Source organism: Flavobacterium fragile, assembly GCF_023634865.1.
GTDB lineage: Bacteria > Bacteroidota > Bacteroidia > Flavobacteriales > Flavobacteriaceae > Flavobacterium > Flavobacterium fragile.
Map to the genome: position 1 here is coordinate 198,993 of NZ_JAMLJN010000003.1, position 19,565 is coordinate 218,557.

21 protein-coding genes are annotated in these 19,565 nt (G+C 31.6%); 9 read left to right on the top strand and 12 right to left on the bottom strand.

Going from position 1 to position 19,565, the window contains the following annotated elements; all coding sequences use genetic code 11:
• Positions 1-4 precede the first annotated feature (4 nt).
• The 3 genes from NAT47_RS05380 to NAT47_RS05390 form a co-directional block, all read right to left on the bottom strand.
• Complete coding sequence (locus tag NAT47_RS05380) at positions 5-664, bottom strand: TetR/AcrR family transcriptional regulator (RefSeq protein WP_250581120.1); 660 nt, start codon at positions 662-664, stop codon at positions 5-7.
• A 142-nt stretch (positions 665-806) separates the two neighbouring features.
• Positions 807-1,865, bottom strand: a complete 1,059-nt coding sequence (locus tag NAT47_RS05385; protein ID WP_250581122.1) for a nucleoid-associated protein — start codon at positions 1,863-1,865, stop codon at positions 807-809.
• Between the two features lie 102 nt (positions 1,866-1,967).
• A complete protein-coding gene (locus tag NAT47_RS05390) occupies positions 1,968-2,519 on the bottom strand; it encodes a plasmid pRiA4b ORF-3 family protein (RefSeq protein WP_250581124.1) in 552 nt (183 codons plus the stop codon).
• Positions 2,520-2,733: 214 nt separating this feature from the next.
• On the opposite strand from NAT47_RS05390, the gene NAT47_RS05395 reads away from it, so the two are divergent.
• Both NAT47_RS05395 and NAT47_RS05400 read left to right on the top strand, forming a co-directional pair.
• Positions 2,734-3,222 (top strand): TlpA family protein disulfide reductase, encoded by a 489-nt coding sequence (locus NAT47_RS05395; RefSeq protein ID WP_250581127.1) that lies wholly within the window; start codon positions 2,734-2,736, stop codon positions 3,220-3,222.
• Position 3,223: 1 nt separating this feature from the next.
• Positions 3,224-3,817, top strand: coding sequence for a thioredoxin family protein (locus tag NAT47_RS05400; RefSeq protein WP_250581129.1), 594 nt, complete (start codon positions 3,224-3,226; stop codon positions 3,815-3,817).
• A 56-nt stretch (positions 3,818-3,873) separates the two neighbouring features.
• Here the strand turns inward: NAT47_RS05400 and NAT47_RS05405 are convergent, their stop codons facing one another.
• The 4 genes from NAT47_RS05405 to NAT47_RS05420 all read right to left on the bottom strand — a co-directional run bounded on the left by NAT47_RS05405 (position 3,874) and on the right by NAT47_RS05420 (position 7,861).
• Positions 3,874-4,644: a CDP-alcohol phosphatidyltransferase family protein gene (locus NAT47_RS05405; RefSeq protein WP_250581131.1), complete on the bottom strand. Its 771-nt coding sequence runs from the start codon at positions 4,642-4,644 to the stop codon at positions 3,874-3,876.
• 43 nt (positions 4,645-4,687) lie between these two features.
• On the bottom strand, positions 4,688-5,707 hold the full coding sequence (locus NAT47_RS05410; protein WP_250581133.1) for a COX15/CtaA family protein: 1,020 nt from the start codon (positions 5,705-5,707) through the stop codon (positions 4,688-4,690).
• Between the two features lie 74 nt (positions 5,708-5,781).
• Positions 5,782-7,197, bottom strand: a complete 1,416-nt coding sequence (locus NAT47_RS05415) for a CCA tRNA nucleotidyltransferase (protein ID WP_250581135.1) — start codon at positions 7,195-7,197, stop codon at positions 5,782-5,784.
• Between the two features lie 94 nt (positions 7,198-7,291).
• Positions 7,292-7,861 carry an L-threonylcarbamoyladenylate synthase gene (locus NAT47_RS05420; protein WP_250581137.1) on the bottom strand — a complete coding sequence of 190 codons (570 nt, stop codon included), beginning with the start codon at positions 7,859-7,861 and terminating at the stop codon, positions 7,292-7,294.
• A 104-nt stretch (positions 7,862-7,965) separates the two neighbouring features.
• On the opposite strand from NAT47_RS05420, the gene NAT47_RS05425 reads away from it, so the two are divergent.
• On the top strand, positions 7,966-9,072 hold the full coding sequence (locus NAT47_RS05425) for a glycosyltransferase family 4 protein (protein ID WP_250581139.1): 1,107 nt from the start codon (positions 7,966-7,968) through the stop codon (positions 9,070-9,072).
• On the opposite strand, the gene NAT47_RS05430 is transcribed toward NAT47_RS05425, so the two are convergent.
• Positions 9,067-9,864 carry a glycosyltransferase family 2 protein gene (locus NAT47_RS05430; protein ID WP_250581142.1) on the bottom strand — a complete coding sequence of 266 codons (798 nt, stop codon included), beginning with the start codon at positions 9,862-9,864 and terminating at the stop codon, positions 9,067-9,069. The genes NAT47_RS05425 and NAT47_RS05430 overlap by 6 nt on opposite strands.
• An 81-nt stretch (positions 9,865-9,945) precedes the next feature.
• Here NAT47_RS05430 and NAT47_RS05435 point away from each other — a divergent pair, with 81 nt between their 5' ends.
• On the top strand, positions 9,946-10,710 hold the full coding sequence (locus NAT47_RS05435; RefSeq protein WP_250581143.1) for a lipopolysaccharide kinase InaA family protein: 765 nt from the start codon (positions 9,946-9,948) through the stop codon (positions 10,708-10,710).
• A gap of 24 nt (positions 10,711-10,734) precedes the next feature.
• Positions 10,735-11,550, top strand: coding sequence for a glycosyltransferase family 2 protein (locus tag NAT47_RS05440; protein ID WP_250581145.1), 816 nt, complete (start codon positions 10,735-10,737; stop codon positions 11,548-11,550).
• Between the two features lie 82 nt (positions 11,551-11,632).
• Here NAT47_RS05440 and NAT47_RS05445 read toward each other — a convergent pair whose 3' ends face one another.
• Positions 11,633-12,691, bottom strand: coding sequence for a glycosyltransferase family 9 protein (locus tag NAT47_RS05445; protein ID WP_250581147.1), 1,059 nt, complete (start codon positions 12,689-12,691; stop codon positions 11,633-11,635).
• Positions 12,692-12,778: 87 nt separating this feature from the next.
• On the opposite strand from NAT47_RS05445, the gene NAT47_RS05450 reads away from it, so the two are divergent.
• The gene (locus NAT47_RS05450; RefSeq protein ID WP_250581149.1) at positions 12,779-13,540 is read left to right on the top strand and encodes a glycosyltransferase family 2 protein; all 762 of its coding nucleotides are present in this window, start codon (positions 12,779-12,781) and stop codon (positions 13,538-13,540) included.
• On the opposite strand, the gene NAT47_RS05455 is transcribed toward NAT47_RS05450, so the two are convergent.
• On the bottom strand, positions 13,526-15,394 hold the full coding sequence (locus NAT47_RS05455; protein WP_250581151.1) for an LTA synthase family protein: 1,869 nt from the start codon (positions 15,392-15,394) through the stop codon (positions 13,526-13,528). The two genes, NAT47_RS05450 and NAT47_RS05455, sit on opposite strands and share 15 nt — an antisense overlap.
• A gap of 144 nt (positions 15,395-15,538) precedes the next feature.
• Positions 15,539-16,354, bottom strand: a complete 816-nt coding sequence (locus NAT47_RS05460) for a 2,3,4,5-tetrahydropyridine-2,6-dicarboxylate N-succinyltransferase (RefSeq protein WP_250581153.1) — start codon at positions 16,352-16,354, stop codon at positions 15,539-15,541.
• 105 nt (positions 16,355-16,459) lie between these two features.
• Here NAT47_RS05460 and NAT47_RS05465 point away from each other — a divergent pair, with 105 nt between their 5' ends.
• The 3 genes from NAT47_RS05465 to NAT47_RS05475 are packed head-to-tail and all read left to right on the top strand — an operon-like array spanning position 16,460 to position 18,257.
• Positions 16,460-17,308 carry an META domain-containing protein gene (locus NAT47_RS05465; RefSeq protein WP_250581155.1) on the top strand — a complete coding sequence of 283 codons (849 nt, stop codon included), beginning with the start codon at positions 16,460-16,462 and terminating at the stop codon, positions 17,306-17,308.
• Between the two features lie 31 nt (positions 17,309-17,339).
• Positions 17,340-17,750 (top strand): Holliday junction resolvase RuvX, encoded by a 411-nt coding sequence (gene ruvX, locus NAT47_RS05470; RefSeq protein ID WP_250581157.1) that lies wholly within the window; start codon positions 17,340-17,342, stop codon positions 17,748-17,750.
• Positions 17,751-17,780: 30 nt separating this feature from the next.
• A complete protein-coding gene (locus NAT47_RS05475; protein ID WP_250581160.1) occupies positions 17,781-18,257 on the top strand; it encodes an Lrp/AsnC family transcriptional regulator in 477 nt (158 codons plus the stop codon).
• Here NAT47_RS05475 and argH read toward each other — a convergent pair.
• Complete coding sequence (gene argH / locus NAT47_RS05480) at positions 18,254-19,564, bottom strand: argininosuccinate lyase (RefSeq protein WP_250581162.1); 1,311 nt, start codon at positions 19,562-19,564, stop codon at positions 18,254-18,256. The two genes, NAT47_RS05475 and argH, sit on opposite strands and share 4 nt — an antisense overlap.
• Position 19,565: the final 1 nt, after the last annotated feature.

Below are 19,565 nucleotides of genomic sequence, written 5' to 3' on the forward strand. Positions count from 1 at the left end.
GTGATTACATTTTAAATGAGCCTCTTTCGTGCCACATGAATTTTCCAAAATCAATTAGACTTTTGAATGGAGTAGTATCCATCAAATCAAAACTGGTATTGACTGATTTTTCAATGAAAATGTCGGTTTTTTCGAATGAAATTGAGGTATCTTCAATCCAAAACTTCAAAGTAAATAAGAATTGGAACCAAGCCATTTCACTCATAGTTTTTTCTTGAATTTCAATTAACTTTTCTTGTTTTAAATCGATTTTTTCAATGTCTAAAGTGTCGTAAAACTGCTTGAAGCTTTTTCTTAATTCGCTCAATTTTGACAAACTTTTCAATTTGTTTTTGTCTTCTTTCAACAACGCTACCACGAAACTTCTGTTAGCAGTTAACATTTCGAAATACGTAAAATAGAAACTCAACAATTGCGTGCGAGCATCGTAGGAAGCGAATTCTTCACTATTTCCTAATAATTCTAATGTATTATCGAATAGCGAGATGAAAAAGTTTTGCTCAATTTGGTTAAAAGAAGCGTAGTGTTTGTAAAACAAACCTTCCTCAAAACCAGCATGTTTGGCAAACAAATAAACCGATTGCGGTTGCTTGTTGTGTTCTAAGAAATAATCGATATATAAACTTAAAATGCCTTCTTTGTTTATTTCTTTCTTTTTTGCCATGATTTTAAATATTTTTCTCAAAGGTACAGAATGTTTAATTTAAAATCAAAAAAGTTAAACAAAATATTTTGTTAAAGTTCTTTCAAAAAAAACCTCAATTACGAATTTGCAATTGAGGTTTAATAATTTGTATGTAAATGGCTTACGATTTCTGCTCTTTATTAAAGTAAACCAAGTAGTAATACATTTGTTTTTCTTCGTCCCAACCTTTCTCTACGAATTTTTCAGCGCTTTCTGGGTTGATGAAATCCAATTTGATTTGGATATTGGTGTCCAATTGAATCGTATTTTTCAAAGAACGACGCACATCTGTTACTGCAGCATTTGCAATTGGAAAACTTGAAACATCTTCGATGCTGTATTTGGCACCTTTATCCACTTTATAATTTTTGAATTCTGGAATGAATTCTGGATTTTGCATTACTTCGTTCAAGAAAGCTGTTTCTTCAAACTCATCATTTTTTGCAAAGTGATTGATAGCTCGGTTCATGAACAATACTTCTTGTTGTTTGTCTTCGGCTGGTAAAACTACTTCTTTGGCAAACTCTTGACAGAATTTTAAGTATTTCTTTGTCATGAAGTTTTCATCTTGAAACGCATCAACTGATAAGAAATGTTCTAACCAATAACGCGCATCGTAACGGTTGCTATCAACGGTTAAAATTTTGTAGCCTTCTTCTTTTTTATAGTTAAAAATGATACAACCTTTGTCCAACTTATTCAAGTTGATTCCTTGTTGTAAAATCATTTCTAAGTTGTTTCCGTTTTCTTCGAATTGTAAGAAATCGGTTTGTACTTCACTTTTGAAAACTCCGATGGCATCTACTACATTATTATCAATAGAAACGTGCGTAAAATAAGCCACATACACTTCTCCATTTTTAATATGTGGATGATTCGATTGCTCGAATAGGTGTTTTGTAATTTTTTTAGAAACGTTGTGAATTTCGCTAGGGTTATTGAAAACTTCGGTAGCAAAATTATACATTTCGTTGTATTCTAAATCTACTTCATGAGCAAACTGAAAGTAGTTTTCTTCTTTTTCTCTAAAAGGTTTAAAGAAAAATTCCTTCAATAAAGGCATGATTTCATCATTCAACCCGTATGGATTTTCAGATAAGAATATAGCTTCATTTCTGCTTTTATTTCCTACGCGGTGAATTGATAAATTCTCAATGTGAGCATTAAATAGATTGATCATTTTTTATAGTTTAGATAAAAGAGCCAAGATAGAACTGATATTGTTTTTTCTTGGCTTTTTAAGATTGTATTTTGGTTTATTCTTTTCTAATTCTTTTGGCTTTTAGTTCCAGTTTTCTTCAAATCCCATGTCTTCGAAGCTGTCATCGCCATCAAACATGTCGAAATCATCGTCATCGAAATCGTCTTCAAAGTCACCGTAAATATCGTCATTGGATAAATCACCTCTTAATCCGCTTTGACCTGCTTCTGCTGGTAATTCACCATGAGAAAATAATAATGCAGGATAAGTTTCGCCAGCTTCTTTTTCTTCTTCAATAGCAGCTAATTCCACGAAGAATGTCCACATACTAAAGAAATCATACACATAGACCATTTTAGTATTGTCTTGGTGCATCAAATCATCAATTTTGAAATCCACCATCGTTTTCATTTCCCCCGGAACTTCGCCAGTGTCAAACATTGGGATTTCATCTTCTTCGTTCCAAGTCCAGTCGTCTTCACAAGTAAAGAACGAACCTGTTTCTGTTCCATCAAAGCCAAAAGCGTTTACGATAGCATTGTGTAAATCTTCTAAGGTGTTGTCGCTTTCAATGGCAATATCTCTAAAAATATCTTCTTCAGCATCGAGAATCACTCGGAATTTGTAAATCATAATCTTTGAAATTTTAAGAACTGCAAAAGTAATTATTATTTACGAGAAACTTTTTTGCTTTTGCGATTTGTTGATAAGATTTTACAATTCTTAAATTTTAATAATGCTTTGTTTTTTTGACCTTATGTTAATTTATAAGTATTTACGATATTTAAAGAATTGTTAATTAACAACAAACAAAATGAATATCTCGCTATTTTTGAAAAAAAAGCAGATGAAATATTTTCGTTTAATCGTATTTTCAATTTTCTTTTTGAGTTTTTCAATCAAAGCTCAAAACTTAATTACGTTTCAAAACTTCGATGAATTGAATGCCTATGTTCAAAATAATTCCGAAATACCTTTGGTTGTTAATTTTTGGGCCACTTGGTGTACACCTTGCGTAAAAGAATTGCCTTATTTTCAAAAATTACATCAAGATAATCCAAATGTAAAAGTAATAACTGTGAGTTTGGATTTCGAAAAGCAAGTGGAAAGTAAATTGAAACCATTTTTAAAAAAGAAGAATTACACTTTTGTAACCACTTACATGGCGGATAAAAAATTCAACAATTGGATTTCAAAAGTTGATGAAAATTGGTCCGGTTCCATTCCGGCTACTTGGATTATCAAGGCTAATAAAGGCATTTTTGTGGAACAAGAATTTGCCTCGTTTGAAGAATTAAATCAGTTTGTAAATGAATCACTAACTAAATTAAATTAATATGAAAAGAATTGGATTTTTTGCCTTATTAATGGGTGTTTTAATGAGTTTTACTAATCCTACAGGATATAAAGTAGGAGATAAGGCTACCGATTTCAAATTAAAATCGGTCGATAATAAAATGTACAGCATGGCGGATTACAAAGATGCGAAAGGATTCATAGTTGTGTTTACTTGTAATCACTGTCCGTATGCTGTTAAGTATGAAGATCGAATCATTGATTTGGCTACAAGATATAAATCAAAAGGTTACGTTTTGTTAGCGATTAATTCTAACGATCCAGCGGCTCAACCAGAAGATAGTTTTGAGTTGATGCAAAAAAGAGCTAAAGAGAAGAAATTTACATTCCCATACTTGTTTGATGAAGGTCAGAAAATTTATCCACAATATGGTGCTACTAAAACACCTCATGTATTTTTATTAGATAAAAATTTAGTAGTAAAATATATTGGAGCTATCGATGATAATGTGGAGGATGCTTCTCAGGTTAAAGAAAAATATTTAGAAAATGCTATTGCTGCTCTTGAAAAAGGACAGGAGCCAACCCCTAATACTACAAAAGCAATTGGATGTTCTATTAAAGTTAAAAAGTAAATTTATAAAAAATAGAACTAGAAGAGTGAAATGTCATGTTTCACTTTTTTTTTATATTATTGAAGAAATCTTTTTCTAATTCCTATTAAAACGAAAATTAAAAAGGAATACATAATGAAAAAAGGTGTTATGTATTCTATCCAATTGAATAGCAGCATCAAAGCAATCATTAATAACTGAAAACCTAATCCGTAAAGAGAAAGTAAGGTCATGAACCAATTTGGAAATGTTTTTACTTTGTAGGCTTCTGAATCAAGAGCGTGAATTATCTTATCAAAAACGCCGTAAACAATAGTATATATTCTGAACAAAATGTTTACCGCATTTTGAGTTTCGCCAGGTAAAGCTTTTGGTGTTTTATATTCAAAAATTTTACTTGTGTTATCACCTCCCACTGATTTATGTCTTAAAATCACATAGTAGTAATTGTAAAGTGTACCTTGTAATTGTATGCTAATGAAAGCTAAAATAGCCATCCAAAAAGAGTTTCCAGATACGTAAGCAATAGCCATTAGAAATAGAAAGTTTAAAACGATATCAAATACACTATCTAAATATCTTCCCACATAAGAAGGCATATTTTTCAATCTAGCTAATTCACCATCAGCAGCATCAATTCCGGATTTTAAAATAATGAAAAAAGCAGCCGCAAAATAGTATTGGTTTAGAATACAATAAATAGCCATTAATCCAGAAATACCAAATAAAAGCGTTACATGGATGGCGGTAAATCGGGTTTCTTTTAATTGAAGCGCAAAAAATCTTCCGAAAGATCTTCCATAATCAGATAAATCTAAAAATTTATCCGAAGCGTTTAATTTTGACATTTAAAGTTTGAAATAAAGAACTGTGACAATATAGTCTGTAACATTATTTTGTAAAACGATGAAGTGTAAAGGTCATCGCTGTTAGTAAAAAAAACGCCATAATTTGATGTGCTAATCCTAACCAAAGTGGCACATGGAATAATAACGTAAAAATCCCTAAAATGAATTGGATAAACACGAAAACTAGTAGCGTTTTTACACCATTATCTTGTGTTTTATCCAAAATAAATTTTCTACTTTTTATAAAAAGATAGATTATTGAAAATACAACTACATAAGCAAATGTTCGGTGAATAAATTGAACACCACTTTTTCCTTCTGTGAATGATAAAAGTAAGTTAGATTGTTCTAATCGGATACTTTCATGAAAGAATTGTCCATCGCTCATCAAAGGCCAATGATTGTGAATTAATCCAGCGTTTAATCCAGCAACAAAACCTCCATAAATAATTTGGATGATTAAAATTACCAATGCTATTCTAGCGATTTTTCTTAATTCAACAACAGGTGATTTTCTTTCAGGATAAATTAAATCTAAAGCAACCCAAAGGGTATAAGCAAACGTAATAAAAGCAAATGTTAAGTGAATCGCTAATCTAAAGTGACTCACATCGGGCATATCTTTTAAACCGCTGGCTACCATGAACCAACCTAAAAATCCTTGAAAAGCACCCATTGCTAATAGAATGATGCATTTTTTAATTGTTTCTTTGTCTAGTTTCTTTTTGATTAAGAAATAAACAAATGGAATAATGAAAACAATTCCAATGATACGACCAATAAAACGGTGAAACCATTCCCAAAAGAAAATGAATTTATAATCGTCTAATTGAAAATCTTTGTGCTTGTTGATTAATTGATATTCTGGATATTTCTTGTATTCTTCGAAAGCTTCCACCCATTTTTCTTCGCTCATTGGAGGAAACGTGTCATTAATCAAATGCCAGTCGGTCATAGATAAACCAGAATTGGTCAAACGCGTAATTCCACCAACGGTTACCATGATAAATAACAAAACACATCCTGAAAGTAGCCAGTAAATGACTGATTTATTTGTTTTCATTTTTCTTGATATTCAAAAAGCACTCCAAATTTACGCAATGCTAATTTGAAAAGTGCTTTAACAGATTATAATTTTTATACTTTTTTCAATCCCATTTTTGAAGCTTTGTTTAACACGAATGTTTTGGCGGCTTCATATTCGTTTGGAATTTCGCCTTCTAAAATCGCTTCTTTTACCGCTTCTTTGAGAATCCCAATTTCTCTACAAGGTTTTAAACCAAATAATTCCATAATTTCTTCTCCCGAAATAGGAGGTTGGAACACACGAACTCGGTCTTTTTCTTCTACTTCTATAATCTTTTCTTTTACGATGTCGAAGTTTTTATGGTATTTCTGAAATTTCTTTGGATTTTTTGTAGTGATATCGGCTTTACATAAGGTCATCAAACTATCAATATCTTCGCCTGCATCAAAAACCAAACGACGAACGGCACTATCTGTAACTATGTCTTCCGCAATTACAATAGGACGTGAACTCATCGTAACCATTTTTTGCACGAATTTCATCTTATGATTTAACGGCATGTGTAAACGCTCAAATATTTTTTTGACCATTTTTCCACCTAAAAATTCATGTCCGTGGAAAGTCCAACCTTGTTTTTTGTTGAATCTTTTGGTTGGTGCCTTACCAATATCATGCAAAAGCGCTGCCCATCGTAACCATACATCATCCGTATTTGGGCAAATGTTGTCTACCACTTCTAAGGTGTGATAAAAATTGTTTTTGTGTGTATGACCCTCAACTTCTTCCACATTATTTAAAGCCGTAAGTTCGGGTAAGATAATGTCTAACAAACCCGTTTGATACAAATGTAAAAAACCAATTGAAGGTTTATCCGAAGCTAAAATTTTATGCAACTCATCTACAATTCTTTCGCCTGAAATAATGTTGATTCTGTCTTTATTCTTTGAAATTGCCTCTAAAGAATCCGATTCGATTTCGAAATTCAATTGCGTAGCAAAACGAATGGCGCGCATCATTCGCAACGGATCATCAGAATAGGTAATATCGGGATTTAAAGGCGTTTTGATTATTTTATTTTTCAAATCTTCCACACCATTAAAAGGATCAACTAAATCGCCAAAGTTTGCAGAATTCAACGAAAAAGCCAATGCGTTTATTGTGAAATCACGTCTTTCTTGGTCGTCTTTTAACGTTCCGTTTTCCACTAATGGATTTCGACTATCGTGTGTATACGATTCTTTTCGAGCGCCAACAAATTCTACATCAATATCATCGTAGCGTAACATCGCAGTTCCATAATTTTTAAAAACTTGTACTTTTGGATGAAATGGAATCAATTCAGAAACTTTTAAAGCCAATTCAATTCCGCTACCAACGGCAACGATGTCGATGTCTTTTTTGTGGTTTCTGTTGAGTACTATATCGCGAACAAAACCACCAATCACATAGCATTCCAAGTTAAGTTCTTGGGCAGCTTGTGAAATTATTTTGAAGATGTTATGTTCTAAATGTTGTTTGTAATTCATTTCTTTAATTAGTCGATTTGACAATTAGTCAATGTGCCAATTACCTAGCAAACAACATAATTGGCTAATTGACAGATCGATTTATTGGTGCATTTTACTTGCGAATCACTTTTACTTGGTTGTCTAAACCTAATTTAATTATAGTAGAAGGATTTTTGCAAACTTTATCGTGGTGCAAATTTACTACATAGTCCACACCTTTTATAATTTCGGGACTAATTTCTTTGAAAGTTTTTGGGGTTGGTTCGCCGGAAATATTAGCTGAGGTGGAAACCAATGGTTTTTTCATGCGTTCCATTAACTTAAAACAGAAAGGTTCCGTTACCATTCTAACTCCTAACGTGTTGTCTTCGGCTATAATATTTTTGGCAACATTTCGAGGATTGTCTAAAATTAAAGTTGTTGGTTTTTCCGATAAATCTAAAATTTGCCAAGCCACCTCTGGAATTTCTTTGAAAACGTTGTACATCATACGTTCGCCGTTCATTAAAACAATCATGCTTTTGGTTTCTTCTCGTTGTTTTAAAGCGTAGATTTTTTTTACAGCTTCTTCATTAGTAGCATCACATCCAATTCCCCAAACGGTATCAGTAGGATATAAGATAATGCCACCATTTATAATGACTTCGAATGCGTTTTGTACTTCGGTGTTGATATTTTCCATAATTTCTTAAACGAAATTAAATTACTATTTTATATTTGCAAAGTAACGAATAAAATCGGTATAGGTATAACACTTCTAGATACGATTTTTAACAAACTTATCTTATGAAAATATTGCATATTTCTGGAGCTAAAGGTTGGGGAGGAAACGAACAACAAATGATTTATCTATTTCCCGAATTGCAAAATATAGGTGTAGAAAACATAGTGTTTGGGGTTAAGAATTCAATTTTACAGAAGCATTGCAGCAATATGAATATTAAGTTCTACGAAGCTAGAGGCAATAAATTAAATACATTTAAAAATTACATATATTTAAACTCACTTCTAAGACAGGTAAAGCCAGATGTTATTCATTTACATACTAGTGATTCACTGACTGTTTTCGCAATTTCTGATTTTCTTTTCTATCTGAAAACCAAAACAATTTTTTCTAAAAAGGGAATGGGAACAAGCAGTAGCTTTTTGAGTAATTTGAAATATAATTTTAAGGGATTGTCTTCAATTATTTGTGTTTCTAATTCAGTTAAAAGAGATTTAGGAAAAATTTTAAATGAAAAAACAAAAAGTAAAACTGTAATTGTGCATGATTGTGTTTCGTTGGAGATTTTAAATTTGAAACCAGTCTTAAACTTAAGAGAAAAGTATAAAATTGATGCAGGATTTAAAGTTGTTGGAAATATTGCCAATCATTCCAATGCAAAAGATTTGCCAACGTTCATAAATGTTGTTGACGAAGTAGTTCATAAATTAAACCGAAAGGATATTAAATTTATCCAAATTGGAGAATTTACAAAAAACACACCTGAATTATTACAACAAGTAAAAGATAAAGGGTTGGAAGGAGCCATAATATTCACAGATAAAATCGAACAAGCATCTTCCTTAGTTCCACAATTAGATGCTTTCTTAATGACATCACAAAGAGAAGGCGGACCAACATCTGTTCTTGAAGCCATGTTACTTGGAACTCCAGTTGTTTCAACGCAAGTTGGAGTAGTTCCAGATGTTATTCAAGATGGCAAAAATGGTTTTATTGCTCCTGTAAAAGATTTCAAACAGTTGGCCAATAAACTTTTAACTCTCTTAGATGACGAAAATTTGAAATCGCAATTCGTTTCAAAAAGTAAAGCTATTATCGAAAATGAATTTACAGCTGAAAATATTGCCAAACAAACCAAAGAAGAATATCTTAGAGTGATGAAATTATAAATACTGATTCACACCTTTCTCAATAAAAGTTATCTTTTTTTCTCTTACTTCGTCTTCAATAGCATTGTTTAAATGAATGTGACTTTTGTCTTGTTCTTTATGATAGATATGATAAGCAATTCCAACATTTTTTAATCGTTTTCCTTTAATTCCTAAGTTATGCATGCGTTGAATTAACTCGGAATCATCAACTCCCCATCCTACTAAACCTTCATTAAAACCATTTACTTTAATGAAATCTTCTTTCCAAAACGACATATTGCAGCCTCTAAGTTTTGAAGAACGTTTGTCGTGAAGTTTAGCAGAATTCATAAAGAAAGGAATTCGTAATGTTCTTCCACGTTTTTTAATACCTTTAGAAAAAAAATGGAATGAAGTAGTTTTGTTTATGAAAACACTATCTAAAATCGATTTTTGAATATTAACTCTTGAACCAAATAAATAAACTCCTTTTTCAGCATAGGTTAAATGATCTTTTACAAAATCCGGATGCATGATGATGTCTCCATCTATTTCAATTATGTATTCGTATTTTGCTTTGGCAATGGCTTTGTTCATGATTTTTGGCTTTTGATTGCCATTATCTTCATGCCAAACATGAATTAACGAAACAGGAAATGATTTTTGAAAACGCTCAATTAACAAACGAGTTTCCTCTTTTGAACCATCATCGGCAATAATTACTTCATTAGGTAAAACAGTTTGTTTAGTAATACTTAAAAGCAATAATTCTAGTGCTTCAGGCCAGTTATAGGTTGGTGTAACTAAGGAACATTTTGGTAATGGTTTCATATTTTTTTGCTAAAAACATGTAAAAATATTCAATAAATTGGAATTATAGCCAACAATAGCTACTTTTGAATAAAAAAAAACATGCTGGCGCAGTATCATCCCAACTTCCAAAAATATAAAACTCAAATAGAAAATTACATTACCCATTTTTCATCATCTGGAAGAGATTTTGTTATTGGAAAACGTAATGCAATTAAACTTTTTGAATTGGGAAATGAAGTGATTAGTATTAAATCGTTTAAGAAGCCTAATATTATCAACAAAATCGCTTATCGCTATTTCCGAAAATCAAAAGCACGTCGTTCTTTCGAATTTGCTTCAAAATTGATGGAAATGCAAATTGGAACACCAGAGCCTGTTGCTTTCTTTGAAAATTATGATTTAATAGGGCTTAAAGAAAGCTATTACGCTTGTGAACATCTTGAAAATGTATTTGAATTCAGAGAAATTGTTCAAAATGAAGCTTTTGAAAACAGAGATTTCATCATTCGAAAATTCACTCAATTTACCTACGAAATGCACGAAAAAGGCATTGAATTCTTAGATCATTCACCAGGAAATACCTTAATTCGTAAAAATACCGACGGAAGTTATTCCTTTTTTCTAGTTGATTTAAACCGAATGAAATTCCATGAAATACTCGATTTTCAAACCCGAATGAAGAATTTATCGAAAATCACGCATAAAAAAGATATGATTGCTGTGATGAGTAACGAATATGCAAAACTTTCGGGAGAAGATGAAACTACTATTTTTGAAACCATGTGGGGATTAACAGCTGATTTTCAATATCGTTTTCACCGAAAAAAAAGACTGAAAAAGAAATTAAAGTTCTGGAAAAAGTAGTATTTTTCACTTTTTATTCTTTGCATGAAATTATCGGTAATTATCACCACTTACAATTCAGAAGAATGGCTTCAAAAAGTGCTTGTTGGATATAGTGTCCAAACGGAGCCAGACTTTGAGGTTGTTATTGCCGATGATGGTTCTACCGAAAAAACTAAAACTATAATTGCATCTTTTCAAAATCAGTTTAAGTTTCCAATTGTTCACGTTTGGCATGAAGATAATGGCTTTCAGAAATGTAAAATCTTAAATAAAGCCATACTCAAAACCAATTCGGATTACTTACTTTTTACCGATGGCGACTGTATTCCTAGAAAAGATTTTGTTGCTCAACATTTAAAACATCAAGAAGTAGGCTATTTTCTTTCTGGTGGTTATTTTAAATTGCCAATGGAAACGTCTCAAAAAATTTCATTAGAAAATATTAAAAATCAAGATTGTTTTTCGATTTCTTGGCTAATTAAAAATGGTGTTTCCAAAACGTTTAAATTATCAAAGCTAACTAGAATTTCACTTTTTGCTTCATTTATGAATTGGTTAACCCCAACAAAACGAACGTTTAACGGTCACAACACGTCTTGTTTTAAGAAAGATTTAGTTGCCATAAATGGTTTTAACGAAGAAATGCAATACGGTGGTTTAGATAGAGAAGTTGGCGAACGTTTGTTCAACTTTGGTGTTCTATCTAAACAAATTCGCTACAGTGCTGTTTGTTTGCATTTAGACCATCAAAGGGGTTATGCAACTCATGAAACTTGGGAGAAAAATAATGCTATTCGCAATTTCAATAAAAAACACAATGTGACTTGTATTAAAAATGGTTTGTCACAATATTTTTAATCTTGTCAAACGGAACTGGTTTCAGTTTCTATTTTAGTTTTTTTAGATGCTGAAACAAGTTCAGCATGACAGATTTGTTTCTTTAAAGCAATTTAAAAAAAGCTTTTAATTTTTCTTTAATCAACGCAATCGGATATTCTTCAAAATATTTGAAAGTGTTTTCTTTGATGTATTTCTCGTCAAATTCTTGATAAATTTCAGGTTTCAAATCTTTTAAATGAATGGAAATATTTTTCTCATCTTCAAAAATTTGCCATGTTTCTTTATCTACACTTGGTGAAAACAATGAAAATGTTGGAACAAACAACGCTTTTGCCATATTCACACTTCCGCCTTCGTTTCCAATCAAAGCATTACATTGTGATAATAATCCTAAAAACGAACGTAAATCGTTGGCATACAAATCAAAATAAATACGTTTTTGCGTTTCGGGTTGGCACAAATCAAAGATTTTTTGAGCGTCTTCTTTTTGTTTTGGAATGTAATTGAAAAGCAAGTTTGCATCTGTGGTTGCAACAGTAAAATCTATTAATTCCGCCATTTTTTCAAACGGATAGGTTTTGTACCATTCGCTACCTAAAATTCCAATCATAAAAGTAGGTTTGTCGGTTTTTAAAGGAAATTTCGACAGCATTTCTTTTGCCTTATTAATTTCTGAATCCGTTAAAAAAACTTTGGGTTTGTAATCGGTAATTTCTTCTTTAATTAGCGGTTTTAATAAACGTAATCGGTTGATAATAGCTAATCCAATTTCTGATTTTGTGCCGTTTTTTAGTCGTTCAATATTGTAATTGTAGAATATATTAGAATATCCTTTCTTATATGAAATTTTATATTTAGCACCAGAAAACAAGGTGATTAAATTGGTTTCCAATTTACTGTAAGCATCAATCACTGCATCATATTTGGAACTTCTAATTTTGAAAATAAATTGAAAAAGCGAAAGATAGTTTTTTCGTACTTTTTCTTCTAAAACAATAATATTATCAATATTAGGATTGTTTTTTAGTACATCAACACAATTGGCGTAGCACATGTAATCTACTTGTGCATTTGGATATTTTTGCTTCAAATTATTGGATAATATTGTAGAAGTTAATACATCTCCAATTCGCTTTTGTTGTATGACTAAAATTTTCATTTTGGATAAATTATTTGGCTAAAATACACTGATTTTGAAACTTTGCCAACAAAATAAATTGTTTACTTTTGTGAAAATTCAAATTTTATGGCAATTAGTGGTTTAGTTATTACGTTTAATGAAGAAAAAAACATTGGAAAATGCATTGATGCTTTGTTTGAAGTATGTGATGAAGTTATCATTGTCGATTCGTTAAGTACTGATAATACTGTGAAAATTGCCGAAGAAAAAGGAGCAAAAGTAATTTCTCAAAAATTTCTTGGCGATGGTCCACAACGCACACACGGATTGCCATTTTGCAAAAACGATTGGATTTTGAATTTAGATGCTGACGAATTTTTAGATAAAGATGCCAAAGAATTTATCTTAAAAGGGAAATATTTAGAAGGGAATTACGATGCTTTTTCGTTTCGAGTTAAAAACTTTTTAGCCGATGAATTAATCGATTTTTCAGGTTGGTATCCCGATCATAAAGTGCGTTTTTTTAATAAGAAAACTGCAAAACCTTCCGAAGCTAAAGTGCATCAAAAAATTGAAACTACTAACGAGAAAAAAGTAGCCGTTCATATTTTACATTACGGTTGGGAATCTTTTGAGCAAATTATAGCAAAGAAAAACCAATATTCTACTTGGCATGCCCAACAACTTTTTGATCAAGGAAAAAGAGTAGGAGCTATGAAACCTGTGATTAATGGATTAATTGCTTTTATTAGATGTTATTTCTTCAAAAAAGGCATTTTCAACGGCATTGATGGAATTACAATCGCTTTAATCCAAGGATTTTTCTCGCACATGAAATACGCCAAATTACTGAAATTACAACGTCAAGAAAAATTATTGAAGCGTTAGTTTATTTTCAATCATTCGCTCGTTAAACGATTGAATATACGCTTTTATGAACGTTTCCATTTCGGTTGCTTTTGCTTTTTCGGTTTTGATTAAATTGGTTTTTAATAATTCATCTTTCTTGAAATTATATAATCCTAACGATTTTTTTCCATCAAAAGCTAAGTAATAATCACCTGAAATATAATGGTAAATGTTGTCTAAATAATACACTACAAAATCTTTTTCAGATTGATACGATTTACCATATGTAATCATTTTACTATCGATATTCAAATAATCAATAATCGATGGCATAATGTCAATTTGTTGTAAATTCTTTAGATTTTTTCCAACCATAGAAGGATTTGAAGGATCAAAGAATAATATCGGTACTCTAAATTTCCCAACATTTGTTTTGAATTTTTTCTCAGTAGGTTCTGATGAAGTATGATCTGCCGTGATTACAAACAAAGTATTCTTGTACCATTCTTGTTGTGAAGCCGTTTCAAAAAAACGTTTCAAAGCATAATCAGAATAAGCAATACTTTCATGAATTTTAGCGTTACCTTTTGGGAATTTTCCTTTGTATTTTTCGGGAACTATGTAAGGATTGTGAGATGAAATGGTGAAAATTGTACTAAAAAAAGGTTGTTTAAATTCGGTCATTTTACCTGAAAAATATTGCATAAATTCCTCGTCAAAAATGCCCCATCTTCCGTCAAATGCTTCTGGACCAACGTATTCATTCTTTCCAAAATAATTATCAAAACCCGCCACTTTACAATATTGATCAAAATTCTGACTTCCGTTAAAAGCACCATGAAAAAACGCAGTTTGATATCCGTTATCTTTTAAAATTTTTGGCAAACCATACACTTCGTTAATCGAATAACTTGACGTAATTAATGAAGTATTCATCAAACTAGGGATACTCGAAAGCGTAGAAGGAACAGCATCTATTGATAGTTTTCCGTTGGCAAAACCATTTTCAAAAAATAAAGATTTTTCAATTAATCCATCCAGAAAAGGCGTTTGTCCGCGTTGGATATTTTCTCGTCCAAAACTTTCTAAAATTATAATTACTACATTTTTTTTGTTTGGATTTTCAGTTGAAGTAATTTCCGTAATTGGATTGAAAATTTGATTTAATTCGGTTTCTGAAAAGTATTTTGGAGATTCTAAAGTTTCTTTTTTGCCAAGGGTTTTTAAGATACAAAAAGGCGTATTTAAAACTAACGCAGATTGATTGATAGAACCATAATTTACTGCATCCACAATTTTAATTGGTTTTTTTTGTACACCACCACGGCCTAACAGGAAAACAAATCCCATTAAAAGCACAAACATGCCATATTGTTTCGCTATTTGTGACCAATTTGCACTTTGTTCGGTTGCAGGTTTTAAATTTGGAGTTGCTTTCCAGAATAGTATTCCTAAAACAAATGCAAGAAGTGGTAAATACCAAAATTCAATTAAGAAGGAAAAGATTAATCCGCCAATTTCATTTTCCATTCCGCTTGCGGTAATCATGCCAAAAGTACTTCTTCTGCCGGTGAATTTGTAATATTCGAAATCAACAAAATTGGTTAAAATGAATATCAAATTAACTGCAAAGAATCCAGTTTTCAAATACTTTTGGTAGTTAGGTTTGTATTTAAAATTACCAGGAAGAAAATGTAAAAGTGCAAAAATTAAATTGATGTAGGCAATAGCCGATAAATCAAAATGAATACCGCCTAAAAAGCCTTTAGCAGAAATGTTTTCAAAAGCATTTCGATTGAAAAAGTAAAACAACAAACGACAAATTTGGTAAATAAAAAGAACTACAAAAAAACGCTTGAAAAATAGTTTTACACTGCTAAAATAGTTTGACATAAGGGTAATTTTCAACAAAATTAACCATTCATATAAAATTTACAATTTATTTACGTTTATTTTACTTTTGATTTAAAACAAAAATTCCAATTCGCGCATGTTTTATCGCAAATTGGAATTTGAATAATTTTATAAGGATTTTATTTAAACGGCTACGTTGTATTCTCTTAATGCATCATTTAGAGAAGTTTTTAAATCTGTTGAAGGTTTTCTTTGTCCAATGATTATCGCGCAAGGTACTTGATAATCTCCCGCTGGGAATTTCTTTGTATAGCTTCCAGGAATTACTACCGAACGAGCAGGAACAACACCTTTATATTCGATAGGCTCATCACCTGTTACATCAATAATTTTTGTAGAACCTGTCAAACACACATTAGCACCTAGAACCGCTTCTTTTCCAACGTGAACTCCTTCAACCACAATACATCTTGAACCTATGAAAGCGCCATCTTCAATAATTACTGGAGCGGCTTGTAAGGGTTCTAAAACACCACCAATTCCAACGCCTCCAGAAAGATGAACATGCTTACCAATTTGCGCACAACTTCCTACGGTTGCCCAAGTATCTACCATCGTACCTTCATCTACATAAGCACCAATGTTTACATAACTAGGCATCAAAATTACTCCTGAAGAAATATAAGCACCATATCTTGCCACAGCATTTGGAACTACACGAATACCTTTTTCAGCATAATTACGTTTTAGTAACATTTTATCGTGATATTCAAAAATACCCGATTCCCAAGTTTCCATTTTTTGAATTGGGAAGTACATTACCACGGCTTTTTTTACCCATTCGTTAACTTGCCACCCGTTTTCAACTGGTTCAGCTACACGAAGTTTTCCGCTATCTAATAATTCGATAACTTCTCTAATGGCTTTTTGAGCAGTTTCTTCTTGTAATAAAGCACGATTTTCCCATGCTTGTTCTATTGTTGCTTGTAAATTGGTCATGTTTTTCAAAATTTGAATAGCAAAGATACTATTTTATGATTTTTGGAATTGTTTTTGATTCATAAAATTTGTAAATTTATAGAAATCACAAAATAGAGTATTATCATGAAAAAAAGTTTTTTAAGTTTAGCAATAATTGCATCAACATTAACATCATGTAAAAATGATTCGAAAAAACAAGAAGGAACAATTCCAATGGATTCAACAACAGTTCAAATTGATCATCATAATGCAAAAATAAGTTTGGATTACATTGGAACATACAAAGGAAGTTTACCTTGTGCCGATTGTGAGGCTATTGAAACTACAATTTCATTGACAGAAGATTCGTATGTAAAGGAAATAGTTTATAAAGGAAAATCTAAAGAAGTTTTTAAAGAGACAGGAACATATACTTGGAATGAAGCTGGAAATACCATTACACTTTCGGGTTCAGCTGCACCAAATCAATATTTTGTGGGTGAAAATGTATTATTTCATTTAGATGTTGATGAAAAACGCATTGAAGGTGATTTAGCTTCAAAATACAAATTATCAAGAATTGAAATTTCGGAACCAATTGCTCCAGCTCAAAAAGAAGAAACAAAAACCAAAGAAGTTACTAAAGTTGAATTGAAAAATTCAAAATGGAGTTTGTTGAAATTATACGGAAAAACTATCGAAAAGAATAAAGATAGTAAAAGAGAATTTGGAATTACTTTTAATCCTGATGGACGATTTTCAGCTTTTGCAGGTTGTAATAATATGATGGGAAGCTATAAATTAAAAGAAGAGGTTAGTCGTATCGAATTCTCAAAAGTAGCTTCCACCATGATGGCTTGTGAAGATATGGTAACCGAACAAGAACTAGCTAAAGTTTTAGAAATGGCTGATAATTATAATTTTGATGGTAAAACTTTAAAATTAAACAAAGCTAGAATGGCAACATTAGCCGAATTTGAAATTATTAAGTAATTGAATGTATATTTGTTCAAAATAATCAACAATGCGAATTTTAGCCATAGATTACGGAATCAAACGAACAGGAATTGCCGTTACTGATGAAATGCAGATGATTGCTTTTGGGCTAACTACCATTTCGTCGGAAACAGCGATTGCTTTTTTAAAAGACTATTTCTTGAAAGAGAAAGTAGAACGAGTTATTATTGGCGAACCCAAGCAAATGGATGGAACGCCATCTCAAAGTGCCGAAATCATCAATGCTTTTGTGGTGAAATTTCAATCAGCTTTTCCTGATATGCCGGTGGATAGAGTAGATGAACGATTTACTTCTAAAATGGCGTTTCAAACGATGATTGATAGTGGTTTAAAAAAGAAACAACGTCAAAATAAGGCTTTAGTTGACGAAATTGCTGCCACCATTATGCTTCAAGATTATTTACATTATAAAAAATAATTGTATATTTATTTTCAATTTTACTACTGAATGAAACATCAATTAGACGCCAAAGACCAAGCTATTTTAGAAATTTTACAACAAGATTCCACAATTTCGGTGAAAGAAATAGGAGAACGTGTTGGGCTTTCGTTTACTCCAACTTATGAGCGTATCAAAAATTTGGAAAAAAACCAAGTGATTACAAAGTATGTGGCGCTAGTAGATCGTTTTAAAATTGGTGTTCAAATCGTGGTGTATTGTAACGTTACTTTGAAAGAACAATCTAAGGCTGCTCTTGATGCTTTTGAACAAACCATAATTGCTATTCCTCAAGTTCAAGAAGTGATTAGTTTGTCTGGAAATTACGATTATATGCTAAAAATCATTGCAGAGGATATTACATCGTACAATGATTTTGTGGTAAATGTGATTTCAAATATTCCTAATATTGGACAATATCACAGCAGTATCGTTTTGAATGAAGCAAAGAAAGAAACAGCTTATATGCTGCCAAAAGGGAATTAATTAAATTTAGCTATTACTCTTTTAAAAGCTTCTTCTATTAGTTCATTTCTAAGATTTCCAATACTACCTTCATGGGTGTGATTCACTTCGTGATTTGGGATAAAATCTTGATTTTCAATTGCTATTCCAATGTTTTTATAAGCATCTCTAAACGGAATTCCCTCTAAAACTTGCTGGTTTACACTTTCTACACTAAACATATAATTGTATTTAGCATCTTTTACGATATCTTTCTTAACTTCAATGTGTTGCAACATAAATTGTAGCATTTCAAGACATTCTTTCAAAGATTGAATCGCTGGAAATAAAGCCTCTTTTGTCAATTGAACATCTCTGTGATAACCTGAAGGCAGATTGTTTGTAAGTATAATTAATTCGTTAGGTAAGGCTTGAATTCGATTGCATCTTGCTCTCATAATTTCAAAAACATCCGGATTTTTCTTGTGAGGCATAATACTACTTCCCGTTGTCAAAGTATCCGGAAAAGAAATAAAACCGAAATTTTGATTCAAATACAAACACATGTCATACGACAATTTACTAATGGTTCCCGCCAAACCTGCTATTGCCATTGCTATAACTTTTTCTGATTTTCCTCTAGTCATTTGAGCGTAAACCGAATTGACATTTAATGCTCCAAACCCTAACAATTCAGTTGTTAACGTTCTATTTAATGGAAATGAAGTTCCGTAGCCAGCACCTGAACCTAATGGATTTTTATTGATAATATTGTGGCTTGCCAATAGCAATTCTAAATCATCTACTAAACTTTCAGCATATGCGCCAAACCATAATCCAAACGAAGAAGGCATAGCAATTTGCAAATGTGTATAACCCGGAAGTAATACCTCTTTATGTTGGTTGCTCAACTGAATTAATGACGAAAAAACAGCTTCAATAAGTGATTTGATATCTAAAATTTCAGCTTTTAAATACAATTTTAAATCGGTCAGAACTTGGTCATTTCTCGAGCGACCACTGTGAATTTTCTTTCCAATCTCCCCAATTCGTTGAATCAATAAATGTTCTACTTGTGAATGCACATCTTCAATTCCAGATTCAATTACAAATTGATTTTGTTTGATTTCTTCTAAAATTTTTTGAAGTTCGATTTCAATGAGAAGCCATTCATCCGTTTTTAATAGATGGATGGAATGCAACATTTCGCAATGGGCTAATGATCCCAAAACATCGAATTTAGCTAGAGCATAATCAAATTGGACATCATTTCCAACGGTAAATTTTTCTACTATTTCAGTGTGATGTGCGTTTTCACTTGCTTTTTTTTGCCATATTTTTTCTACCATA

Bases quoted from the DNA above. Each gene is read 5' to 3' on its own strand.
- NAT47_RS05435 (WP_250581143.1), top strand. From the start codon at position 9,946: ATGCTGGCGCAGTATCATCCCAACTTCCAAAAATATAAAACTCAAATA.
- NAT47_RS05385 (WP_250581122.1), bottom strand. From the start codon at position 1,865: ATGATCAATCTATTTAATGCTCACATTGAGAATTTATCAATTCACCGC.
- NAT47_RS05455 (WP_250581151.1), bottom strand. From the start codon at position 15,394: ATGTCAAACTATTTTAGCAGTGTAAAACTATTTTTCAAGCGTTTTTTT.
- NAT47_RS05405 (WP_250581131.1), bottom strand. From the start codon at position 4,644: ATGTCAAAATTAAACGCTTCGGATAAATTTTTAGATTTATCTGATTAT.
- NAT47_RS05410 (WP_250581133.1), bottom strand. From the start codon at position 5,707: ATGAAAACAAATAAATCAGTCATTTACTGGCTACTTTCAGGATGTGTT.
- NAT47_RS05390 (WP_250581124.1), bottom strand. From the start codon at position 2,519: ATGATTTACAAATTCCGAGTGATTCTCGATGCTGAAGAAGATATTTTT.
- NAT47_RS05465 (WP_250581155.1), top strand. From the start codon at position 16,460: ATGAAAAAAAGTTTTTTAAGTTTAGCAATAATTGCATCAACATTAACA.
- NAT47_RS05420 (WP_250581137.1), bottom strand. From the start codon at position 7,861: ATGGAAAATATCAACACCGAAGTACAAAACGCATTCGAAGTCATTATA.
- NAT47_RS05475 (WP_250581160.1), top strand. From the start codon at position 17,781: ATGAAACATCAATTAGACGCCAAAGACCAAGCTATTTTAGAAATTTTA.
- NAT47_RS05450 (WP_250581149.1), top strand. From the start codon at position 12,779: ATGGCAATTAGTGGTTTAGTTATTACGTTTAATGAAGAAAAAAACATT.
- argH (WP_250581162.1), bottom strand. From the start codon at position 19,564: ATGGTAGAAAAAATATGGCAAAAAAAAGCAAGTGAAAACGCACATCAC.
- NAT47_RS05460 (WP_250581153.1), bottom strand. From the start codon at position 16,354: ATGACCAATTTACAAGCAACAATAGAACAAGCATGGGAAAATCGTGCT.
- NAT47_RS05445 (WP_250581147.1), bottom strand. From the start codon at position 12,691: ATGAAAATTTTAGTCATACAACAAAAGCGAATTGGAGATGTATTAACT.
- NAT47_RS05430 (WP_250581142.1), bottom strand. From the start codon at position 9,864: ATGAAACCATTACCAAAATGTTCCTTAGTTACACCAACCTATAACTGG.
- NAT47_RS05425 (WP_250581139.1), top strand. From the start codon at position 7,966: ATGAAAATATTGCATATTTCTGGAGCTAAAGGTTGGGGAGGAAACGAA.
- NAT47_RS05380 (WP_250581120.1), bottom strand. From the start codon at position 664: ATGGCAAAAAAGAAAGAAATAAACAAAGAAGGCATTTTAAGTTTATAT.
- NAT47_RS05395 (WP_250581127.1), top strand. From the start codon at position 2,734: ATGAAATATTTTCGTTTAATCGTATTTTCAATTTTCTTTTTGAGTTTT.
- NAT47_RS05400 (WP_250581129.1), top strand. From the start codon at position 3,224: ATGAAAAGAATTGGATTTTTTGCCTTATTAATGGGTGTTTTAATGAGT.
- ruvX (WP_250581157.1), top strand. From the start codon at position 17,340: ATGCGAATTTTAGCCATAGATTACGGAATCAAACGAACAGGAATTGCC.
- NAT47_RS05440 (WP_250581145.1), top strand. From the start codon at position 10,735: ATGAAATTATCGGTAATTATCACCACTTACAATTCAGAAGAATGGCTT.
- NAT47_RS05415 (WP_250581135.1), bottom strand. From the start codon at position 7,197: ATGAATTACAAACAACATTTAGAACATAACATCTTCAAAATAATTTCA.